Origin of the sequence: Chryseobacterium camelliae (genome assembly GCF_030818575.1) — a bacterium.
GTDB lineage: Bacteria > Bacteroidota > Bacteroidia > Flavobacteriales > Weeksellaceae > Chryseobacterium > Chryseobacterium camelliae_A.
In genome coordinates, this window is record NZ_JAUTAL010000001.1 from 1854996 (window position 1) to 1874751 (window position 19756).

A 19756-nucleotide genomic window follows, 5' to 3' on the forward strand; every position below is an offset into this window, starting at 1 on the left:
TCAAAAATCAGAAAGAAAAATGAGTAAATTATTTATTTCAGGAGAGGTTTTCCATGGTGCGGGAACTCTTGAAGAACTAAAAAACATCGGAGGTAAAAAAGCAGTCATTGTTACCGGCGGCAGCTCGATGAGAAAAAGCGGAACATTGGATAAAGCAATCGCCTACCTTACCGAAGCCGGTATTGAAACCCAGATTTTCGAAGGTGTGGAGGAAGATCCTTCATCTGCAACCTGCATGAAAGGGGCCGAAATCATGAAGACTTTTGAACCGGACTGGATCATCGGCCTGGGAGGCTGTTCTGCCATTGATGCAGCCAAGATCATGTGGGTGTTTTATGAATATCCGGATGTGGATTTCGATGCGATGATCAAGCCATTCACGGTTCCTGTCCTGAGAAATAAAGCCCGGTTTATAGCAATCCCTTCCACGAGCGGAACAGGGACTGAAACTACGGGTCTTGCCGTTATCACCGACAGAGAAAAAGGCGTAAAATACCCGATCGTCTCTTACGAACTGACTCCCGATATCGCTATTGTTGACGGTGAGATCTGTGCCTCAATGCCGGCACACGTAACCTCCAACACCGGACTTGATGCCCTTACCCACTGTGTGGAAGCATATGTTTCAAATATTGATAATACGATTGCCGACGTCCTTTCCAAAGGTGGCCTGGAAATCGTTTTTGCCAACCTGAAAGAAGCGGTTGAAAACCCGGGCAACATTAAAGCCCGCCAGAATATGCATGATGCTTCATTTATGGCAGGCCTTGCCTTCAACAACGCGTGGTTGGGAATTGTTCACTCTTTGTCTCACCAGGTTGGTGCGTTGTACGGTATTCCTCACGGAGCATCCAACGCCATTTTCCTTCCGAACGTTATCCGTTACAATGCACAGGCTACGGAACGTTATCCTGACCTGGCAAAGGTTATCGGTAAAGCAACGGCTGAAGATCTGGCACAGGCTGTTGAAACCCTGCGTTCTGAAGTGAATAACCAGGCTGCAATCAAAGATTTCGGAATTTCTAAAGCAGATTGGGACAAGAATCTTGATTATATCGCCTCAAATGCCCTGGCTGATCCTTGTACCGGCTTCAATCCGAGGGTTCCTTCCCTAGAAGAATTAAAAGCGATTTACAATGCCTGCTATGAAGGTGTTATATATACAGAAGCTGCTGCTGTTGCTGGATAATCAGATCTTTTTACATTTATCTTTACTAAAGACCCGGCAGATTTAACAATCTGCCGGGTCTTTTACAGTCTATGATCATTAGCCCCGATAGGAACGACATCCTCTTTTATTGCGGCCGGAGCAAAGCGGAGGCCGTAATAAAAAAGATACAGTGGATAGCGGGAAAAAGCTCCTGAAGAAGAATCGTGAACGGTGATGGATGTTGATACGGAAGGGCTTGGAAGAGAGACTCTACAACTATAGATGGCTTCTGAACAGATACTAGATATTTTTCAGAAGAAGTTGCAGCCTGTTTTCTATTTCAATTCCGGCAAAGTAAAAAGCCATTCTTCCGAATGGCTTTCCTGTATGTTCGTTTTTACATTTGGTCATAAATGACTTTATTATCCTTTTTTAATCTGTACCGGTCTTTTTTATAGGCTTCTAATACGTAACTTCCGTTTTTCCAGATGGCTCCGTTGGCCTGTCTGGCCAGGACCATGCTGCCGGACTTGGCAGTAGGAAGGAAAATTTCAGCCTGTTTCATGTCTTTGCTGAAAATAACTCCCGACATAAAGGCTGCACTTCCCGCAGGTTTCGCTTCTCTGAGGCGTATTTTCTGTTCAAACGGGCGTACGCATTTATGATTGATCTGTGAATAGGTATATCCTACTGAAGCTTTACAACCGTGAGCATCTTTGTCATTACCCACTTTGTCCAATACGATCGTTTTCTGGCCGAAAGCCATGAAGCCAAGTACCACGGCTCCGAATACAAGTGTCTTTTTCATATTTTGCTTTTTTAAAATCTGAATTGATCAAAAAAACAAACCAAAATGTGATACTTGCCAGTTATCGTGATACAAAAAAGCCACCCGTAAAAGGTGGCTGATAGAATTTATTTCGTCCAGTTGATTTTTGAATGTTGCACATCTTCCGAGCTGGTTCCGATCATAATATCAAATTCTCCGGGCTCCCAGTCATATTTAAGGTCTCCGTTATAAAACTTCAGGTTTTCAGGCGTGATGTCGAAAGTCACTTTTTTGGACTCTCCTTTTTTCAGCATTACTTTCTGGAAGCCTTTCAGCTCTTTTACCGGTCTGGTGATGCTTCCCACCATATCCCTGATGTACAGCTGCACCACTTCTGCCCCGTCATAGTTCCCGGAATTGGTCACGGTTACGGAAGCCTGGATGCTTTGGTTGCCTTTAGGATTGGCATTGGAGATTGTGATATCTGAATAGTTGAATTTCGTATAACTTAATCCATACCCGAAAGGATAAAGCGGCGTATTGCATTCATCCATATAATTGGAACGGAACCTCTGGTATTCGCATTTGTCAACCAGTTTCTGATCCAGCGGGCGTCCGGTGTTTTTAGCGTTGTAATAGATTGGCACCTGTCCCAGGCTTCTCGGGAAGGTCATTGGCAGCTTTCCGGATGGGTTTACTTTTCCGAAAAGGACATCCGCGATGGCACTTCCTGCTTCAGAGCCCGGGAACCACGCATTCAGGATGGCGTCCGGAGTATCTTTCACATTGGTTAAGGCTAAAGGACGGCCCGTGAAGAGTACCATGGCAATTGGTTTTCCGGTTTTTTTCAGTTCATTGAGCAGATCTACCTGCGACTGAGGGATGGTGATTTCAGTTCTGGAAGAGGATTCTCCGCTCATCTCCGCAGATTCTCCGATGGCAAGCAAAATAACGTCTGCTTTATTGGCTACGTCTACCGCCTCTTTCAGCAATACTTCCTTAGGGCGGTTGTCACGGTCGGTTTTTTTACCGTGAGCCGCATAGATGTCCTCTAATTTAGCGTCGTAATCGATGTTGGCTCCTTTTGCGGAGAGGAATTTAACGTCTTTTCCATATGCTGCCTGGAGTCCCTGCATCAGGTTTACAGAAACGGCATGCTTGGTGGCAACGCTCCATGTTCCGGCCATGTTCATGGAATTGTTCACCAATGGTCCTATTACTGCAACTGTTCCTGATTTTTTAAGCGGCAGCACCTGATTGTCGTTTTTAAGCAATACCATAGACTGGGCCGCAATATTCCTTGCAATGTTGCGGTTTTCCATACTGTACACCTCCTTAGCGGCAAGTTTTGCATCTCCGTGTTTGTATGGATTGTCAAATAAGCCTAAATCATATTTTGCTTCAAGGATCCTTCTGGCTGCCATATCGATTTCCGCCTGGGTTACTTTTCCTTCGGACAATGATTTTTTAAGCGTGGTTAAAAAGCCTTCTCCTACCATATCCATATCGATCCCGGCTTTCAATGCCAATGCGGAAACCTGCTGAAGGTCGCCCATTCCGTGGTCTACCATTTCATTGATCCCGGTATAATCGGTCACTACAAATCCTTTGAATTTCCACTGATTTCGCAATACTTCAGTCTGCAGCCATCTGTTTCCGGTTGCCGGAACGCCGTCCACTTCATTGAAAGATGCCATAACAGATGCTACCCCTGCGTCTACAGCAGCTTTATACGGAGGAAAATATTCATTATACATCCTTACATGGCTCATGTCTACAGTATTGTAATCCCTTCCGGCTTCTCCTGCTCCATATAAGGCAAAGTGCTTCACACAGGCCAGGATATTAGTTCCGTTAGCCAGGTCTTTTCCCTGGTATCCGTAAACCATGTTCTTTGCAACTTCACTTCCCAGGTAAGGATCTTCTCCGGAACCCTCGGAAACCCTTCCCCATCTTGGCTCGCGGGAAATGTCCACCATCGGCGAGAAAGTCCAGTTGATTCCGTCCGCAGCAGCTTCTCTGGCGGCTACCCTGGCTGACTGCTGGATCAGGTTCATGTCCCATGATGAGGCTAAGCCTAAAGGAATCGGGAATGTGGTTTCGTAGCCATGGATCACATCCATCCCAAAGATCAAAGGAATTTTCAGCCGGCTGTTTTCAACCGCAACTTTCTGCACGGCTTTAATCTTATCCGCTCCTTTTATATTGAATAAACCGCCTACTAAACCCTGTTCTACTTTTTTACCAATATCTGAACTTTTAGCCAGTCCGGTGGTAAAATCGCCAGAACTCGGTAAATTGAGCTGCCCGATTTTCTCATCCAGCGTCATTTTGGCGAGAAGATTGTCAACAAAGGCTTTCTTTTTAGCCTGATACTGGGCTGTCTGATAAGCCTGGACAGGCTTGGTTACCATTTCCTGTGCCGAAAATACAGGAGCAAGGGCCAAAGTGGCGATTACAATTAACTTTTTCATTACTTCTTCATTTTTTGATATTCGTGAATGATTGACTGATGATCAATATTCTTAAATTATAGTTTCTTTTTGGTTTTGATTCTGACTGATAAACGCATCAACATCCAGCTTTATTTTCCATAGATGGAGCGATGAACGGCATTTACCATCAGGATTTTAAAGCTTTCAAGGATTTTCTGATCCGCTAAGATCGTGAACATTCCCTGAATTATGTTTCATTTCAGATGAATTATCTTTCTTTTCTCTTTGACAGCATCCAACGGTATAATTCCGGATTGGAGTAAGTTGAATCCCAGGAATTATGATTGTCGTTCGGAAAAATCGTGAGCTCGGCAGAAGGGTTTACCGGATGCAGTTTCTGGTAAAAATTGAAGGCATTCTCCGGAAGCACCACATCATCCATTCCTCCATGAAAAATTTTCATGTTGAGATCTTTGTACTGCTGGATGTTAGCGTACATTACCCTGTCCGTTGGAGCGCACACCGAAACCACTGCGGCGAACATCTCGGGATGTTCCATGGCCAGTTTCAGGGTTCCCCATCCTCCCATCGAAAGTCCGGTAAGATAAATCCTGGAAGCATCCACTTTGTACCTGGACTGGATTTCCTTAATCAGGTTATATACCGTTACGGTATCCCACCAGGTATTTTCCGGGCATTGCGGCGCAAGAATGGCTACCGGTTCGTTAATGAGGTTTTTATAGGTGAAAGGACTATGGGCTTTTACCATTTCAAGGTTGTTCCCTCTTTCTCCTGAGCCATGAAGGAAAACGATCAGCGGGACATTGCCTTTTGCATTCTGCGGATAATCCAGGATATAAGATATCTTCTCCTGTCTTTTGACCTCTTTATTGAGTTCGGCCTTGATTTCCTGGGCTTTCACTGCCAGGGAAAAAGGCAGGAATAAAAACGGAATGTATTTCAATTTCATGACGGAATTTTTGGGTTATGCATCATTGCTTTCAGGTATTTGACATTATATTCAGTTCCACGGTAAGAACGTTATGTTCTATCAGGTGGTTCAGTTCTTTAATTGTTTATTCCTAGCCCCGATTGAACGGCCTGTCTGAGCTCTTTTTACCTGAGGGCCATCAGCTACGGCGTAAAAAACCAAGTAGTGAAAGCGGGAAACAGCTTCAAACAATACATTATTCATGACCGGAACTTCTGATGTGTTATCTGATGTTGTATTTGGGTGATTTAAAACTCAGCTTTTTCAGTCCATTCTGGATTTCCGGCGCGTTCATGAACAGTTTCCAGAGGAATCCTGTCCTGTAATTTTCAATCATCGGGGCTATGGTTCCCTGATCAATGGCAAGATACCTTGGGGTTGTCCAGTTATTATAGTGGATGGAATTCGCATCATAAGGTCCTGCAGATCCAATGAATTCTGGTTTCTGGGTATATAAAAACCGAAGAAAGTCCATGGATTCTTTAGGCGTATACGGGAAGCTGCTCAGTGCTGCCGTTGGTGTGATCACCCCGCGGTCATTCTGCGGGAAGTGGGCATCATATCCTACACTTCCGTCTTCATTCCTGGAATAGCTCGCGGTCAGTCCCCAATAGTCTGGTCCGTATCCTTTCCAGTGTTTCGGGTTTTCGACACAGTATTTATAATCGATCAGCACCTGATTTTTGTTCAGGTCGAAATAGTTTTTGATCAACTTATCGGATAAATTGGTTGGGTCAAGTCCGATATAAGAATAATGAGCCCAGAACAATGGTCCACCATATTCCTGTGCGCCGTTATGTTTGACATACATCGGAAGTCCGTACTTTTCTTTATCCGAAAGGTAGGTGCCGTTTCTTGTCCAGCCTTTGTAATAGGTTTCTGCATCAATCGGATACGTGGGCGATGAAGCGGCCAGAATATAGGTAATCAGGCATTCGTTATAGCCCTCGAGAGGGAAATTCATTTCCCATTGGTAGTCCGGCGACCAGTGCCAGTACAGGACTTTTTCTCCTCCTTTCGTATACCAGTTCCACTGAATGCCTTTCCAGAGCTCGTCACATTTTTTTGCCAGGGCTTTTTCCTCTGCATTCCCGTTTTTAAAATATTCGCGTACCATCAGGATACCGGAAGTAAGAAATGCAGTTTCCACAAGATCACCTCCGTTATCTTTTTTCCCAAATGGAACGGTTTTCCCGGTTTCGCCGTTGATCCAGTGTGACCATGCTCCTTTATAACGGTCGGCTTTTGCCAGGAAATCCATCATGATGTTGAGCCTTTTTACCGCTTCCTGTCTTGGTACAAATCCTCTCTCAATCCCGACCAGAACAGTAGCCAGCCCGAATCCGGAACCTCCCGTAGTCACGACATGCTTATCGTTATCCGGATAGATATCATCTTCATGGTACCGTTCCCTTCCCAGTTTTGAATTGGGTTCTGCATAATCCCAGAAATATTTCAGTGCCTGTTTCTGGACGTTGTCCATGAGCTGGTCATCTGTAAAATTCTTTACGGACTTTATATTCCGGACATTTTCCTGCTGGTGAGCCACTGAATTTCCGCATGATACCATACAACATACGGATGCTACAGCAAGCGACATGACAATCCTTTTCATTATTTTGAGATATTAGAATTAAGTGCTAAAAGAAGAGGAGAACTTTCATTCTCCTCTAAAGTTAGTATCAATACATTTTTAGTATCCAGGATTTTGCGTCAAAATCCCGTTACTCTGGTTAATAGAATTTAACGGAATCGGGAAGACCTCATTTTTCCCGGCTGTAAATCCGTAAGAAGCTAAGACAGTCGCTGCCTGACCTGTTCTCACCAGGTCAACGAAACGGTCACCTTCCATAGCAAGCTCTACTCTACGTTCTTTCCAGATAGCAGTTCTTAAAGCAGCCTGAGTTGTAGCCGTTGTTCCTGCCAGACCAGCTCTGGTTCTCACCTTATTAAGATTAGTGATAGCCACTGCTGTATTGCCTAATTCATTGGCAGCCTCAGCGTTAATCAGCAAAATTTCTGCAAAACGAAGTATTCTGATATTCTGAATAGAACCGTACCCACAACTGCTATTGTTTAAAGATTGTGGAACATATGCTTTCTGATTCCACATATTACCCGCCTGAGGATCTCCTTTATGGATTACATCTCCTTCTAAAGTAGTTTCTCCTTCTCTGAGAAGGGTTAATTCCTTACGGATATCACCTGGCTCAAATGCAGACTCTAAAGCAGTTGTCGGAGTAAAAAAGCCCCATCCGAACTGGTTTCTTACACCCTGTACCTCAGCATACTGGCTCCCTCCATACTGCGCAGAGCATTGACAGTTTACTTCGAACACTGATTCAGATCCAAATTCTCCCGCAGGACGGAACAAATGATTGAAATCAGGATCCAGACTATAGCCCATTGCCATAACCTGGTTTGACGTATCATAGGCTTTTTGCCAATCTTTTTTGTATAAATACACTTTGGAAAGAAGTCCTAAAGCACCTCCTTTAGTAACTCTTCCTAAATCTTCTGCACCATACGACTGCGGTAAAACTGCTGCTGCGCTGCTAAGGTCAGAGATGATAAAATTATATACCTCATCCACAGAGTTTCTAGGGATATTGTAGTTACCATCTGCCGGCAATCCGTCAAAGATCGGTACGCCTCCATATATCCTCACCAGATTAAAGTAGAAATATGCGCGAAGCATTTTTGCTTCAGCAACAAGTCTGTTCTTTAACGTAGCATCCATATTGATGTTAGGAACATTGGTGATAACCTGATTACATCTGTTAACAAATTGCCACTGTCCTATCCAATACCCTTCCACTCCGGAATCACTCGCTGTATAGGTAAACTGATCGTAAGCATTGATAAAGGAAGCATCTCCAGGGTTTGACCCTTTTTCAACATCATCTGCAGGAACTCCAAATACATATTGTGCAGGAAATGCTGAATTTTCCCAACTTCTAAGTGCTGAATAGATTGCACTGGTTGCCTGAAGCGCATCATCCTGGGTGGTAAAAAATGCATTCGCCTTAATCCTGTTTGGCTGCTCTACATCCAGGTAATCATCCTTACACCCTGCTAATACTGCAACTAGAGCTATTGATAAAAATATTTTTTTCATGATTTTCTAATTAAAAAGTTAAGTTCATACCAAACGTATAAATTGCAGATAAAGGATATATATTGTTATCAATACCCATCTGAACCCTGTCTGTGTTGTTAATCTCCGGCGAGAACCCTTTATATTTGAAAGAAGTCCAAGGGTTCTGTGCACTCACATACAATCTTACTCTGTTAAAGTTCGGTAGTTTTGAGAAACCTTTAGGCAAAGTATATCCAACCTGGATATTTCTGATACGGAAATAGCCACCATCTTCCACATAGAAGCTGCTTGGCAAAATAACAGATTGGTTGTTGGTTACCATAGAATATGAATTGGAAGTACCGGCACCATGCCATCTGTTGTTATAGAAATCTAAATCCCAGCTTTCATTTCCGTAACGCTGTTCTCTGTTGTAATTATAAATCTTGTTTCCAAAAACACCCTGGAAGTCTATTGCAAAATCAAAGTCTGAAACATTCATATTAAATCCGAAACCATACGTTCCTTTTGGAACAGGGCTTCCCAAGAATGTTTTATCTCTTTCATCAATGACTCCATTGCCATCCTGGTCCACAAATTTAAACCATCCGGCTTTTGCTCCGGTCTGTCCGGATGCGGCTGCCTCTGCATTCGTCTGGAATACTCCTGCTACCTGATATCCATAATATGAACCCACAGGCTGACCTGCCTGTAGTCTTATGATCTGATTACCGAAAAGGCTTGCTCCTGCATTAGCATAGGACCCACCAAAAACTGAAGTAATTTCATTTTTTAGCGATGTAAAGTTTCCGTAAAGACCAATTCTTACTTTTTCTGATAACTTTTTATCATAGTTAAGGGCCAGTTCTACCCCTTTGTTTTTGAATGAGAATGCATTGGTAATATAGCTGTTCCAGTTAGCTGCTCCTGAAACGGTTCCCTGAACGATACCGTAAACAACATCTTTCGTATCCTTATCAAAGTAAGTTGCTTCAAACTTCAGGCTGTTGTTTAAAAATGCCATCTCTACACCAAAATCTTTACCTGTCGTAATTTCCCAGCTGATGGAAGTATCTATGAAATTGTCTATCGTTGCTGCAGGATTACCTGTAGAACCATAATAGGCACCTGAGGCTATATTAGAAGCAAATAAGGTATAAACTCCGTTCTGTACGTTAGGATTACCTGTTCTACCCCAGCTTCCTCTTAACTTCAGGAGATTAAAGATATTCTGGTTGCTCATGAAACCTTCTTTTGAAACTACCCAACCAGCACTTACCGATGGGAAAACTTCATTTCTGTTCTGATTAAAGTTGGAAGATCCGTCTCTACGGATAGATCCATTGATCAGGTATTTACCAGCATAATCATAATTAATTCTTCCGAAGAAAGATTGGATTCTGCTTAATCTTGGAATCACATCTCTGGTAGCATCATACATTCCAACTTCAAAAATATTGGTACCGTTATCTATCTGAAGAGAGCCATTGGTTCCGTCATAATTTACATTAGATGCATTCCTGTATACCTGATTGTAATAATTTTGTGTTCTTGAAAAACCTGCAAGGACATCAAAATTATGGTTGCCAAAGCTCTTCTTCCAGTTTAAAGTATTATCCCAAACATAATCCCTGTTTTTGGAATCTCTTGTTACCAGAGTAGAAATACTTGCCTGAGGAGTATACGTAATAGCCGGCGTATACTGATACAAATTAGAATTAAGATTATCATTTGTCAAGCTACTTCTGAAAGTGAAATCTTTTAAAAATTTCACTTCTGCCCAAACATTGTTCAGCAATCTTTGCTGTCTGTTCTGTGATCTGAAAAGGTCTAATTGTGCACGCGGGTTATTCACAGTAACCAATGTGAAATACTGATACGTTCCTGTTGCAGGATCTATAGGAGAATAAACAGGTGGTGCATTATATGCGTTGAGCAAAGGATTGTTGGCCGCATTGGTAAGCATTTTAGAGAATGTAAAATTATCTCCAATAGTAAGGAAATCGGTAATTTTATAACTTAAATTAGCTTTAGCCGTAAACCTGTTGAAATTACTTCCGGAATTAATCCCTTTACCGGCATCCAGATTACCTTCGTCCTGGAGATACCCCACACTTCCATAATAACTTAATTTACCTACACTTCCGGAAGCAGAAAAATCATTGGAATTAATAGAGCTCGGGCGGAAAACTTCTTTAAACCAATTGGTATTGGCAGGATAGTCTGCTCTTGAAATAGAACCTGCACTGGATCCATTATCATTCATCAGCTTCTCATTGTACAACTCAATATATTGATCTGAGTTCACCATTTTCGGAATGTTCGTTACCGTTTTGATCCCCAGATAGGAATTGAAGTTGAACGTTGGCTTTTTACCTCTACCACTTTTCGTTTTTATAATAACAGCTCCATTCCCGGCCTGTGCTCCATAAATTGCCAAACTGGACGGATCCTTCAGGATACTCATGGATTCAATATCCTGAGGGTTTAAATAAGAAATATCTGTGGTAATGGAACCATCAACAATGTATACCGTGCTTCCTGTGATAGAACCAATACCTCGGATGTCTACTCTTGGTGACGCTCCCGGAGTTCCGGAATTGAAAATCTGAACACCGGATGCTTTTCCCTGTACAGAACTCAATGGATTCGCGTTAGGTTTATCAGCGAGATCTTTTGCTGAAATTACACCAATACTCCCTGTCACATTTTCTTTTTTCTGGGTACCATATCCCACAAGCACTACCTCCTCGATCTTCTGCTCCTTGGCAGTCGTATCTCTTGGCGTAGTCTGTGCATTGACGTTCATACCGAAATACAGCACAGCAATGAGACATGAATACTTTAAATCACGTTGTTTCATATAGTTTAATTTTATTCGTACAATCACACTGAAAAGACTTAATTTTGAAAGACACCATAAAAAGGTGTTTATTTTTTCAAAAAAAGACATTAGACCCAAAATTATAAAAATATCTGAAACAACGTTAAAATCTCTTAATAATTTTAAAATTGATATTTAATATTAAAAATATAATACAATAGTGCATCTTGGTGTAAATTTATATTAAAATTATTGTTAATTAATTGTAAATTATTCAACACGTTTAATCTCTTCATATCATAAAATCATCCCCGATATCATAACTTATAGCAGTATTTTGTCAATTGCAAAGGACTGTTTAAATTTGGTCGGATATTTGAATAACTCACAAAACGAATCTAGCAAAATGAAAAAGTATATTATCATAGCTGCACTGGTCTTAGGTACCGGGGTAGTCATCGATTCCACAATGCAGTCCTGCACAAGCCTTGCAACTACAGATCTTGGATTATCTGTTATTAAAAGACTACTTCTTAACGGTATCGACAAAGGCATGAATATTTACAGCAGCAAAGAGGCCTTCCTGCAAAACAATATGGTAGACCGTGCCTTGCCGAAGCAATTGCGCGACATCAACAGTACCCTGGAAAGAATTGCCCCTTCCCTGGTTGCCAAGGAAAGGGAATATATCGCTGAAGCCGCTGCATATACCGTCAATACATCAAGGCCCATTCTCCAGAATGCAGTCAACAGCCTTACGGCCCAGGATGTAACAAGAATCATCCAGGGAACAACGGCCACCCAGATCCTCAAGGAAAAGGCATCCCAGCAGCTTATTGCCGCCATTGCCCCGAAAGTGGACGAAAAGCTTAATCAGTACGGAATTGTAAAAACTATTAATACGGCACTTTCCGGAAACAGTTTATTGGGAGGGTTACTGGGCGGAAGCGGCAGCAATACAAAGGTAAATGCAGGCGGACTAAGCCAGCTGGCCTCTGAGCAACTGGTGAACGGACTGTTCTATATTATTGAAGATTATGAACAGCAGAACTCAAGAGCGCTGCTTGGGCCTCTTGGAAAATAAAATATTTTTAGGTATCTTTACTTGACAAGTTAAAATTTGCAGATGGACATACTTCAAGGAAACCAGCACGCCAGCCCGGAGGACTTTTATAAATCCTTAAAGGCCAAACTGGAAGATCACCATGATTTTCCGGAAGATTATTTATTTAAATTCATTATTCCTACCGATCAATCTAAATTGACCGAAATCTATAAGGTTTTCGACGGTATCAAATTTACACTGGGAAACCGGGAAAGTAAAAACGGTAAATATACTGCCTGCAACATCAATGCATTTGTACTGGATGCAGACCAGGTAGTTGACATATACCAGCAGGTCGCCAAAATAGAAGGCGTCATGCTCCTGTAAAAAACAAAGTCAGCTTTTTAAAAAGCTGACTTTTATATTTTTATGCTGCAATCTTTATTTTTCTATAAAATACTTAACATTTTCAACCGGTCTTCCCAGCATAGCCACTGAACCTTTAATCAATATAGGCCTCTGGATCAGTGAAGGGTTTTCAGACAGGATTTGGAGCCACTCTTCTTCGGAATAATTTTTACCCGCGAATTTTTCAACATACAGCCTTTCATTTTTACGGATGATGTGAAATACACTTTGGTTAAGTTTTTTCAGTACGGTCTTAAGTTCTGTTACGCTTAAAGGGTCTTCAATGATATTAATGATTTCAAAAGGTACCCCATTTTCATCCAGATACTCGAGTACGGCATTTGATTTTGAACAGTTGGCATTATGTAAAACTTTAACCAGCATTGGGATTTGATTTTAAAAGACTAAACGTATACTTACAAATATAAGAATTTTTAAAGTAATAATCCAGCCCTTTTCAAAGTGGTGGCTTTAGAACAATCCGTACAGCTCTGCCTCAATTTTCTCCAGGATAAACCCGAAATCCTCTGGTTTCTCTACAAAATCCAGGTCATCTACTTCAATGATCAGGAGCTTGCCTTCCGTATACCCGGAGATCCACTTTTCATACTTCTGGTTCAGTTTGGAAAGGTATTCGATGCTGATGGACGCTTCATACTCCCTCCCTCTTTTGTAGATCTTTTTAACCAGGTTCGGGACATCAGATTTAAGATAGATCAGAAGATCCGGAGCTGAGATAAAACCTTTCATGAGGTTAAATACGGAAGCATAATTATTGAAGTCCCGGTCTGACAGGAGCTTCATGTCATTAAGGTTTTCTGCAAAAATATGGGCATCTTCGTAGATGGTACGGTCCTGGATGATATTCTTGCCGCTTTCCCTGATTTCTTTTACCTGGCGAAAACGGCTTCCCAGGAAGTAGATCTGCAGGGCAAAGCTCCATTTGCTCATATCCGCGTAAAAGTCTTCGAGATAAGGATTATGGTCTACGTCCTCAAATTGTGCATCCCACCCGTAATGTTTAGAGAGCATGGTGGTTAAAGTGGTCTTTCCTGCTCCGATGTTGCCTGTAACTGCAATGTGCATATATTTTTCCCCTTAGTATTTACTGATTAACAAAATTAAAACCCTGCTGCCTGAACCTCCGCACTTTCATCCATCAGCTTCCTCAACGGATCTGCGGACTGCTGTTCCGGTTCTTTCTTTTCTACAGCTTTCGCCGGAGTCTCTTCAACTGGCTGAACAGGCTGCTGTTCAGGATTGATTTTTACCGGTTCAGGCTCTTTCTGTTCCTGTGCTTGTAGCGGTTTTTCAAGGGTGTAAAGATAAAGGTTGTTTGCTTTGATTTCAAAAAAAGAAAGTATATTTTTATCCACAATCTGTGCACCGGGATCACTGAAAACCGTTGCCAGTTCTTTTTCCGGAATATATTTTAAAATAGACTGTGTCGTAATCACCAGGATCGAATCATTCTCCCTTCGGAAACGTTTTGCATTCTCTGTAGCGGCTTCAAAAATCTTTTCAAATTTTAAATTGTACACCGTGATGTTTTTCTTAGTCAGGATATAGATTTTGTTTTCGTATACAAGGAGGTCCATCAGTTCATCAAAGCTGGCATCAAAAGGATATGAATTGATGGTGGTATCATTTCTGAAATTATACTGGATGAGCCGCTTTGAACTTTCATCCAGAAGCCATAGCTGCTGCAGGTCTTCCGCATACGCCATTTTTATAAACCCAAATTTTTGCCTGAAATCCACCCGCTGGATCTCATTGAGGTTCTGGTCTACGAATTTCATTTCCTGGGCATTTTCAGAAAACAGCGGCACGCTCAGTGGATTTTGCACGCTCTGAACTTTATAGGGAACGGTCAGCATCATTTTGCCCAGCTGTTTTCCCAGGGAATCGTATTTGGTAAAGCTGAAATCTTTATTTTTATAGATATAGACATTACCGTAATCATCCGCATGCAGATCATCCGCATCCTTGAGTTTCAGGGTGTCGAAGGCCAGCTTTTTCTGTGCGGATAACGAACAGAAGATAAAAACCGTTAGTAAGTAGAATATTCTCAAAGTCATTTACAAAGATAGCGCTCCTGAGGAACGCTACCAATTTACATTTTATTTTAATTGAAATTGCTTTTTTGTTGTATTACTGTATGGCAACTTCATAAATTTTCGGCCAGTTTTTTCCGGTAACCAGCATATTCTCCCCTTTAAAGGCTATTCCGTTCAGCACATCATCGCTTCCTTTGGTATTTTTCTGGGCAATTTCAGTAAAATCAAACTTGCCTACTACTTCACCGTTTGAAGGATTGATTTTTAAAACAATTGGTTTTTGCCAAACGTTGGCATAGATGAATCCGTTATGGTATTCCAGCTCGTTCAGCTGGTCATACGCCTGGGAACTTCCTGCTACAGCAATATATTTAACCAGCTTGGAAGGATCTTTCGGATCCAGGAAATACAGCAGCTTACTGCCGTCTGAAGCGATCAGGTTTTTCCCGTCATAGGTTAGCCCCCATCCTTCTCCCAGCACATTAGGGTAAGGGAATTCAGATAAAAGCTTCAGGGAATTTTTGTCATAAACATACCCTTTCTTGCTTTGCCAGGTAAGCTGGTATACTTTATCGCCTACAATAGTGCTTCCCTCAGAGAAATCTTCCTGGGCCTGTTTGGTAGAGGCCAGAGGCGTTGTAGTTCCCAAGGTGTATTTCAGGATCTGGGAAGAACCGTTCTGCCCGTCGCTTTCATAGACCGTATTTCCTTCAAGCTGGAACCCCTGAACAAAGTTTTTGGGGTCATGGGGATATTCTGATACTATTTTGTAAGGAATATTTTTCTCAGGGCTTTTGGCATATACATTAATGGTAGCATCCTGATTGAGGGTCTCCCCCCCTTTTGTTTTGATGTTAAAGGTTACCGGATTATCTCCTAAAGTAAAAAATTTAGGATCAATGGTAAGGTTTGAAGTTTCCTTATCCCCGAAGCTGATGGAAATGCTTTCCGCATTATCCGTTACCTCTTTAGGAAGATTAAGTTTATCTCCGAAGTGGTATCCTGTAGTCTCCATAGAATTATTGTAATCATTCAGGGAGTCCAGAATTTTTTTATCGTTCTTACAGGAGGTTAAGAGTACAAGGGCTGCAAAACCTGCTATGATGCTTTTTTTCATTGAAAATCGAAATATTTTCCCCAAAAGTAAGAAAAATTTATTTCCGGTCTTATAATTAAAGACCAGATTAACCAAATTATAACGTATGCAGGAGATCGGCATCAGTCGTGACTGAAGCCTGTGATTTTCGCTTCATCGAAATCCAGCTGCATCTCAATGGCTCTCAGCACATGGTCATCAAATATTTTTTCCTTCTTCAGGTGATGGAGTTCATTACGCTGGGCCTGGATCACCTGCCTGAGCACATCCTTGTTTTCATTCACGGCCTTGGCAAAATCCACTGCCGAAGCCATGCATTGTGCCTTATCCGCCATCAGCATCATTTCATTTTCAAGTTTGTATTTTTGATGGCGCACGAGGTTATTGGTTTCTACCTGTCCGGAAAAATCCTCATTGATTTTGCGGAGGGCCGTTTCTTTTAACTTCCGCATGAGGATTACTTCCTGCTTTTCTTCAGGGAGCTCGCTTCCGGCATCCTCCATTTTCAGCAGCTTCAGGATGGGAGCAAGTAACAAGCCCTGTCCCACGAGTGTGATCAGGATGATGACAAATGTAACGAACAGAATGATATTCCGGTGCGGGAATGCCTCACCGTTCGGCAAAAATGCTGGAATGGAAAGTGCCGCAGCCAGGGATACCACGCCACGCATGGCAGCAAAGCTGATGACAAAAGGTTCCCGCCAGTCGGGCTTAGGCATTTTCATTCTGAGTTCTTTTGAACATAGCCTTGGGAAATACATAATGGCGTAGCTGTAAATGATCCTGGTGATAATAATAGCACCTCCAATGACAATGCTGTAGAAAATACCTTCTGAAATCGTATAATTTTCCATGCCGGCTACCACTACAGGAAGTTCCAGGCCAATTAGGATGAAGATCAGGGTATTCATCAGGAAGATCAGCACGCTCCATACGTTTCCGGACTGAATCCTTGAAGTATGGCTCAGGTAACAGTGCGAATTGTAAGACATGACGAGCCCTCCGGCAACTACCGCCAACACGCCTGAAAAATGAAAGTGTTCAGCCCCGATATACATAACGTATGGTACGATCAGGGTAATGATGGTATCAATATTGGAATTGGAAGGAATAATTTTCAGCAGGGCTCCGAACACGAAACCGGCTCCAATTCCCACCGCAATACCTCCGATAGCCATGCTGAAAAAGTCCTTTACAGCTTCCCCGAAGATGAACTGTCCTGAAATAACCGCCGCCAGGGCGAATTTGAAGACGATAAGACTGGATGCGTCATTGATTAAGCTCTCACCTTCCAGGATTGTCGTGATTTTCTTGGGAATTTTCATGTGCTTCAGCACAGAGGTTGCCGCTACGGCGTCAGGCGGAGAATTCACACCACCCAGCAAGAATCCCATCGCTACAGTAAGCCCCGGAATAATGGATGATGAAAGATAAGCGACAACAATCGAGGTCAGGAAGACCAGCCCGAACGCCATGGAAAAAATCTGTTTCCTCCATTTGTGAAAGTCCTGCCAGGAGGTAAACCAGGCGGCTTCAAATAAAATAGGCGGAAGGAAGATGAGGAAAACGAGGTCCGGCTCAATTTCAATATGAGGCATTCCGGGAACGAGGCTGATGAGCAAACCTGCTATGACCAGGAAAATGGGATAGGCCACCTTCATTTTCTGTCCTATTATTACCAGTATCATCACAGACAGCAGAACTGCAATAGATACAATAACATACGTGTGAATCATGGTTTGTGTGGTATTAAAAATATTATATGCTAAGATGCTGAAAAAATCGTTATTATTTATTTTCCGAACGGAATATTATTATAGAATCCGATCTGGATCTGTCCGCGGTTTTTATTTTCCTGGATCTGGTTCATATACCCCGCCTCAATCCTCAGGTTTTTACTGATAACATACCCTAATGCGCCATAAACCCTGTTTCTGTCGAATACCGGGCTGTCCAGGTGCAGAAAAATTTCGTTATACACGGATGCATAGAAGGTTTTGGGAATCATTTCCTTATTATTGATCGGAATAGTAAAATTAAGGTAATACCGGAACCTCATCCTGAAGTCCTCTTCCATAAAACGTTCTTCTAGGCGGTACCTGTGCTGGATGTTGAAGCGTCCGAATTTCTGTTTGGTAATATATTGCTGGAATATCCTGTGCTCAATGTTCTCCTGTTTTTCGCCATCCGTATAGGGCTGGCTCAGGATAAATCCGTATCCTACCAGGATGTTATTATTATCTTCACTGAGGTCATATCCGATACCGGTGCGGATCAGGAGCTGTTCAAGGTCTGTAGCTCCATCAAAGCTGCGGTACTGGATTTCATTTTGCCAGTTCAGTTTTTTGCTGATCTTATTATTGCCGTAATACATGTACCAGGCTCCCAGGTCATTTTTCTGAGCAAAGGAAAATGTGGTTGCCGTAAGCGCCATGACCTGAGCCATGAGTTTTACAATTTTCATATCAAAATTTATTGCTGCTATCTATCGTTTACCTAATATCCATTTGGATTATCAATAATAAGGAAAATATTCACGGTATGGAAATTTTCGCGGAATATTCATCAGCAGGAATGGTTTTATCCCATAAAAAAGACAGCTTTACCATGGTAAAGCTGTCCTCATCAAATGAACAATATAAAGGAAAATCCTATGCTAATTTAACATTAACAGCATTTAAGCCTCTGTCTCCTTGTTTTGTTTCAAAAGTAACCTGGTCATTTTCGCGGATGAAACGGGTGTTAAGACCCGAAGAATGTACGAAAATATCTTTGCTCCCGTCTGCCGGGGAAATGAATCCGAAGCCTTTTGCTTCGTTGAAAAATTTTACTGTGCCTTGTTGCATTGTAATCGTTATTAAAAAATTATTATGGGTTGAATGGCAACCAGTGCGGAGTCTGTAACTCACACTGTCTTACACTCAACTTTATTGTTGTTCTGTTGTAATTCATCAGCATATCTGTTCCTTTTCTTTATCAGTACCGTAAACAGGCTGCTGTGTATGTATGATTGCTGTGCGTGCTGCCGCAATGCATATTTTTAAAGGATTATTCATAATGGTTCCCGCCATGGTATTTACCGCTTCCGGCAAGGTTGCAGAAAACAGCAGGATCTGCCTTTTCCTGGGAATCATTTGTGAAATCTGCTTTATTTCATCTGCAAATCCGGTTTCTGTAAGCCTGTCCGCTTCATCCACAATCATTATTTCTACCCTGGAAAGGTCTATGAATCTCTTTCCGGCAAGGTCCAGGAGCCTTTCCGGTGTGGCAATAAGGATATCTACGCGCTTCTTAAGGGCGGCGAGCTGTCCCGGCGCCTCTATTCCACCGAAGACCGATAGCTGGGACAACGGAAGATATTTGCTGTACAGAGTCAGATGATCCTCGATCTGTATTGCCCGTTCTCTGTTTGGAACCAGTATCAGGGTGCGGATACGGATGTGGTCTGCACACCTTTTTTTGAGCAGCTGAAGGACCGGCATAATGAATGCTGCCGTCTTTTCTGTTCCCGGTTCCGCATATCCTATGATATCTCTTCCCGCCAGAATAGCAGGAATGGCTGCACACTGCATTTCAGTAGGCCTGGAATATCCCGCTTCTGTAACGGCGCGGATAATAGGGTTGATTAAATGTAATGTTCTGAAGTTCATAGCACAATGCCGGTATGGGGATTTATAGAGCCGGATGTTGATCCGGATGTGTAGGATTGTTGTGTAAACTTCTGTTTACTTCAACATTCTTTGCAATAAGAATAATATATCCTGTCAGGAATACCCTATACAAATGCAATAGTGTGTCTGGGCACGGCAGGCGGACATAAGTCTTATCCTGTACTGCCGGTCTATTTACAAAAATACCTTTAAGGGTCTTTTATTCTTGTTATAGTGGGTTGATCTGTTCAG

The 19756-nt window shown here is 42.2% G+C and carries 17 protein-coding genes; 3 read left to right on the top strand and 14 right to left on the bottom strand.

The genetic code is table 11. The annotated features are described in order from the left end of the window. The first annotated feature begins 19 nt into the window (after positions 1-19). Positions 20-1189 (top strand): iron-containing alcohol dehydrogenase, encoded by a 1170-nt coding sequence (locus QE404_RS08410; protein WP_307449193.1) that lies wholly within the window; start codon positions 20-22, stop codon positions 1187-1189. 358 nt (positions 1190-1547) lie between these two features. Here the strand turns inward: QE404_RS08410 and QE404_RS08415 are convergent, their stop codons facing one another. The 6 genes from QE404_RS08415 to QE404_RS08440 form a co-directional block, all read right to left on the bottom strand. Further along, positions 1548-1958: a hypothetical protein gene (locus QE404_RS08415; RefSeq protein WP_307449196.1), complete on the bottom strand. Its 411-nt coding sequence runs from the start codon at positions 1956-1958 to the stop codon at positions 1548-1550. A 107-nt stretch (positions 1959-2065) separates the two neighbouring features. Continuing rightward, the gene (gene bglX, locus QE404_RS08420; RefSeq protein ID WP_307449199.1) at positions 2066-4393 is read right to left on the bottom strand and encodes a beta-glucosidase BglX; all 2328 of its coding nucleotides are present in this window, start codon (positions 4391-4393) and stop codon (positions 2066-2068) included. Positions 4394-4622: 229 nt separating this feature from the next. Continuing rightward, the gene (locus tag QE404_RS08425; RefSeq protein ID WP_307449202.1) at positions 4623-5324 is read right to left on the bottom strand and encodes a carboxylesterase family protein; all 702 of its coding nucleotides are present in this window, start codon (positions 5322-5324) and stop codon (positions 4623-4625) included. 244 nt (positions 5325-5568) lie between these two features. After that, positions 5569-6960 carry a glucoamylase family protein gene (locus tag QE404_RS08430; protein WP_371935230.1) on the bottom strand — a complete coding sequence of 464 codons (1392 nt, stop codon included), beginning with the start codon at positions 6958-6960 and terminating at the stop codon, positions 5569-5571. Between the two features lie 78 nt (positions 6961-7038). Continuing rightward, complete coding sequence (locus tag QE404_RS08435; RefSeq protein ID WP_307449204.1) at positions 7039-8463, bottom strand: RagB/SusD family nutrient uptake outer membrane protein; 1425 nt, start codon at positions 8461-8463, stop codon at positions 7039-7041. Positions 8464-8473: 10 nt separating this feature from the next. Continuing rightward, positions 8474-11287 (bottom strand): SusC/RagA family TonB-linked outer membrane protein, encoded by a 2814-nt coding sequence (locus QE404_RS08440; protein ID WP_307449207.1) that lies wholly within the window; start codon positions 11285-11287, stop codon positions 8474-8476. A gap of 367 nt (positions 11288-11654) precedes the next feature. Between QE404_RS08440 and QE404_RS08445 the strand changes: the two genes are divergently transcribed. Continuing rightward, positions 11655-12332, top strand: coding sequence for a DUF4197 family protein (locus QE404_RS08445; RefSeq protein WP_307449209.1), 678 nt, complete (start codon positions 11655-11657; stop codon positions 12330-12332). A 42-nt stretch (positions 12333-12374) separates the two neighbouring features. Then, positions 12375-12680, top strand: coding sequence for a DUF493 family protein (locus QE404_RS08450; protein WP_307449210.1), 306 nt, complete (start codon positions 12375-12377; stop codon positions 12678-12680). Between the two features lie 54 nt (positions 12681-12734). Here the strand turns inward: QE404_RS08450 and QE404_RS08455 are convergent, their stop codons facing one another. The 8 genes from QE404_RS08455 to QE404_RS08490 form a co-directional block, all read right to left on the bottom strand. Then, complete coding sequence (locus QE404_RS08455; protein WP_307449213.1) at positions 12735-13085, bottom strand: ArsC/Spx/MgsR family protein; 351 nt, start codon at positions 13083-13085, stop codon at positions 12735-12737. An 87-nt stretch (positions 13086-13172) separates the two neighbouring features. Next, the gene (locus QE404_RS08460) at positions 13173-13787 is read right to left on the bottom strand and encodes a deoxynucleoside kinase (RefSeq protein WP_307449216.1); all 615 of its coding nucleotides are present in this window, start codon (positions 13785-13787) and stop codon (positions 13173-13175) included. A 35-nt stretch (positions 13788-13822) separates the two neighbouring features. Beyond that, the gene (locus QE404_RS08465; protein ID WP_307453821.1) at positions 13823-14779 is read right to left on the bottom strand and encodes a hypothetical protein; all 957 of its coding nucleotides are present in this window, start codon (positions 14777-14779) and stop codon (positions 13823-13825) included. A 73-nt stretch (positions 14780-14852) separates the two neighbouring features. Continuing rightward, positions 14853-15875: a glutaminyl-peptide cyclotransferase gene (locus QE404_RS08470; protein WP_307449221.1), complete on the bottom strand. Its 1023-nt coding sequence runs from the start codon at positions 15873-15875 to the stop codon at positions 14853-14855. 101 nt (positions 15876-15976) lie between these two features. Next, entirely contained in the window at positions 15977-17590 is a 1614-nt protein-coding gene (locus QE404_RS08475; RefSeq protein WP_307449224.1) for a Na+/H+ antiporter, read from the bottom strand. A 56-nt stretch (positions 17591-17646) separates the two neighbouring features. Beyond that, positions 17647-18318 carry a DUF2490 domain-containing protein gene (locus QE404_RS08480; protein ID WP_307449227.1) on the bottom strand — a complete coding sequence of 224 codons (672 nt, stop codon included), beginning with the start codon at positions 18316-18318 and terminating at the stop codon, positions 17647-17649. A 187-nt stretch (positions 18319-18505) separates the two neighbouring features. After that, the gene (locus QE404_RS08485) at positions 18506-18700 is read right to left on the bottom strand and encodes a cold-shock protein (RefSeq protein ID WP_307449232.1); all 195 of its coding nucleotides are present in this window, start codon (positions 18698-18700) and stop codon (positions 18506-18508) included. Between the two features lie 105 nt (positions 18701-18805). Then, the gene (locus tag QE404_RS08490; RefSeq protein ID WP_307449234.1) at positions 18806-19504 is read right to left on the bottom strand and encodes a DEAD/DEAH box helicase; all 699 of its coding nucleotides are present in this window, start codon (positions 19502-19504) and stop codon (positions 18806-18808) included. Between the last annotated feature and the right edge of the window lie 252 nt (positions 19505-19756).

Bases quoted from the DNA above. Each gene is read 5' to 3' on its own strand.
- QE404_RS08460 (WP_307449216.1), bottom strand. From the start codon at position 13,787: ATGCACATTGCAGTTACAGGCAACATCGGAGCAGGAAAGACCACTTTA.
- QE404_RS08440 (WP_307449207.1), bottom strand. From the start codon at position 11,287: ATGAAACAACGTGATTTAAAGTATTCATGTCTCATTGCTGTGCTGTAT.
- QE404_RS08470 (WP_307449221.1), bottom strand. From the start codon at position 15,875: ATGAAAAAAAGCATCATAGCAGGTTTTGCAGCCCTTGTACTCTTAACC.
- QE404_RS08410 (WP_307449193.1), top strand. From the start codon at position 20: ATGAGTAAATTATTTATTTCAGGAGAGGTTTTCCATGGTGCGGGAACT.
- QE404_RS08475 (WP_307449224.1), bottom strand. From the start codon at position 17,590: ATGATTCACACGTATGTTATTGTATCTATTGCAGTTCTGCTGTCTGTG.
- QE404_RS08465 (WP_307453821.1), bottom strand. From the start codon at position 14,779: ATGACTTTGAGAATATTCTACTTACTAACGGTTTTTATCTTCTGTTCG.
- QE404_RS08485 (WP_307449232.1), bottom strand. From the start codon at position 18,700: ATGCAACAAGGCACAGTAAAATTTTTCAACGAAGCAAAAGGCTTCGGA.
- QE404_RS08490 (WP_307449234.1), bottom strand. From the start codon at position 19,504: ATGAACTTCAGAACATTACATTTAATCAACCCTATTATCCGCGCCGTT.
- QE404_RS08450 (WP_307449210.1), top strand. From the start codon at position 12,375: ATGGACATACTTCAAGGAAACCAGCACGCCAGCCCGGAGGACTTTTAT.
- QE404_RS08430 (WP_371935230.1), bottom strand. From the start codon at position 6,960: ATGAAAAGGATTGTCATGTCGCTTGCTGTAGCATCCGTATGTTGTATG.
- QE404_RS08435 (WP_307449204.1), bottom strand. From the start codon at position 8,463: ATGAAAAAAATATTTTTATCAATAGCTCTAGTTGCAGTATTAGCAGGG.
- bglX (WP_307449199.1), bottom strand. From the start codon at position 4,393: ATGAAAAAGTTAATTGTAATCGCCACTTTGGCCCTTGCTCCTGTATTT.
- QE404_RS08480 (WP_307449227.1), bottom strand. From the start codon at position 18,318: ATGAAAATTGTAAAACTCATGGCTCAGGTCATGGCGCTTACGGCAACC.
- QE404_RS08425 (WP_307449202.1), bottom strand. From the start codon at position 5,324: ATGAAATTGAAATACATTCCGTTTTTATTCCTGCCTTTTTCCCTGGCA.
- QE404_RS08445 (WP_307449209.1), top strand. From the start codon at position 11,655: ATGAAAAAGTATATTATCATAGCTGCACTGGTCTTAGGTACCGGGGTA.
- QE404_RS08415 (WP_307449196.1), bottom strand. From the start codon at position 1,958: ATGAAAAAGACACTTGTATTCGGAGCCGTGGTACTTGGCTTCATGGCT.
- QE404_RS08455 (WP_307449213.1), bottom strand. From the start codon at position 13,085: ATGCTGGTTAAAGTTTTACATAATGCCAACTGTTCAAAATCAAATGCC.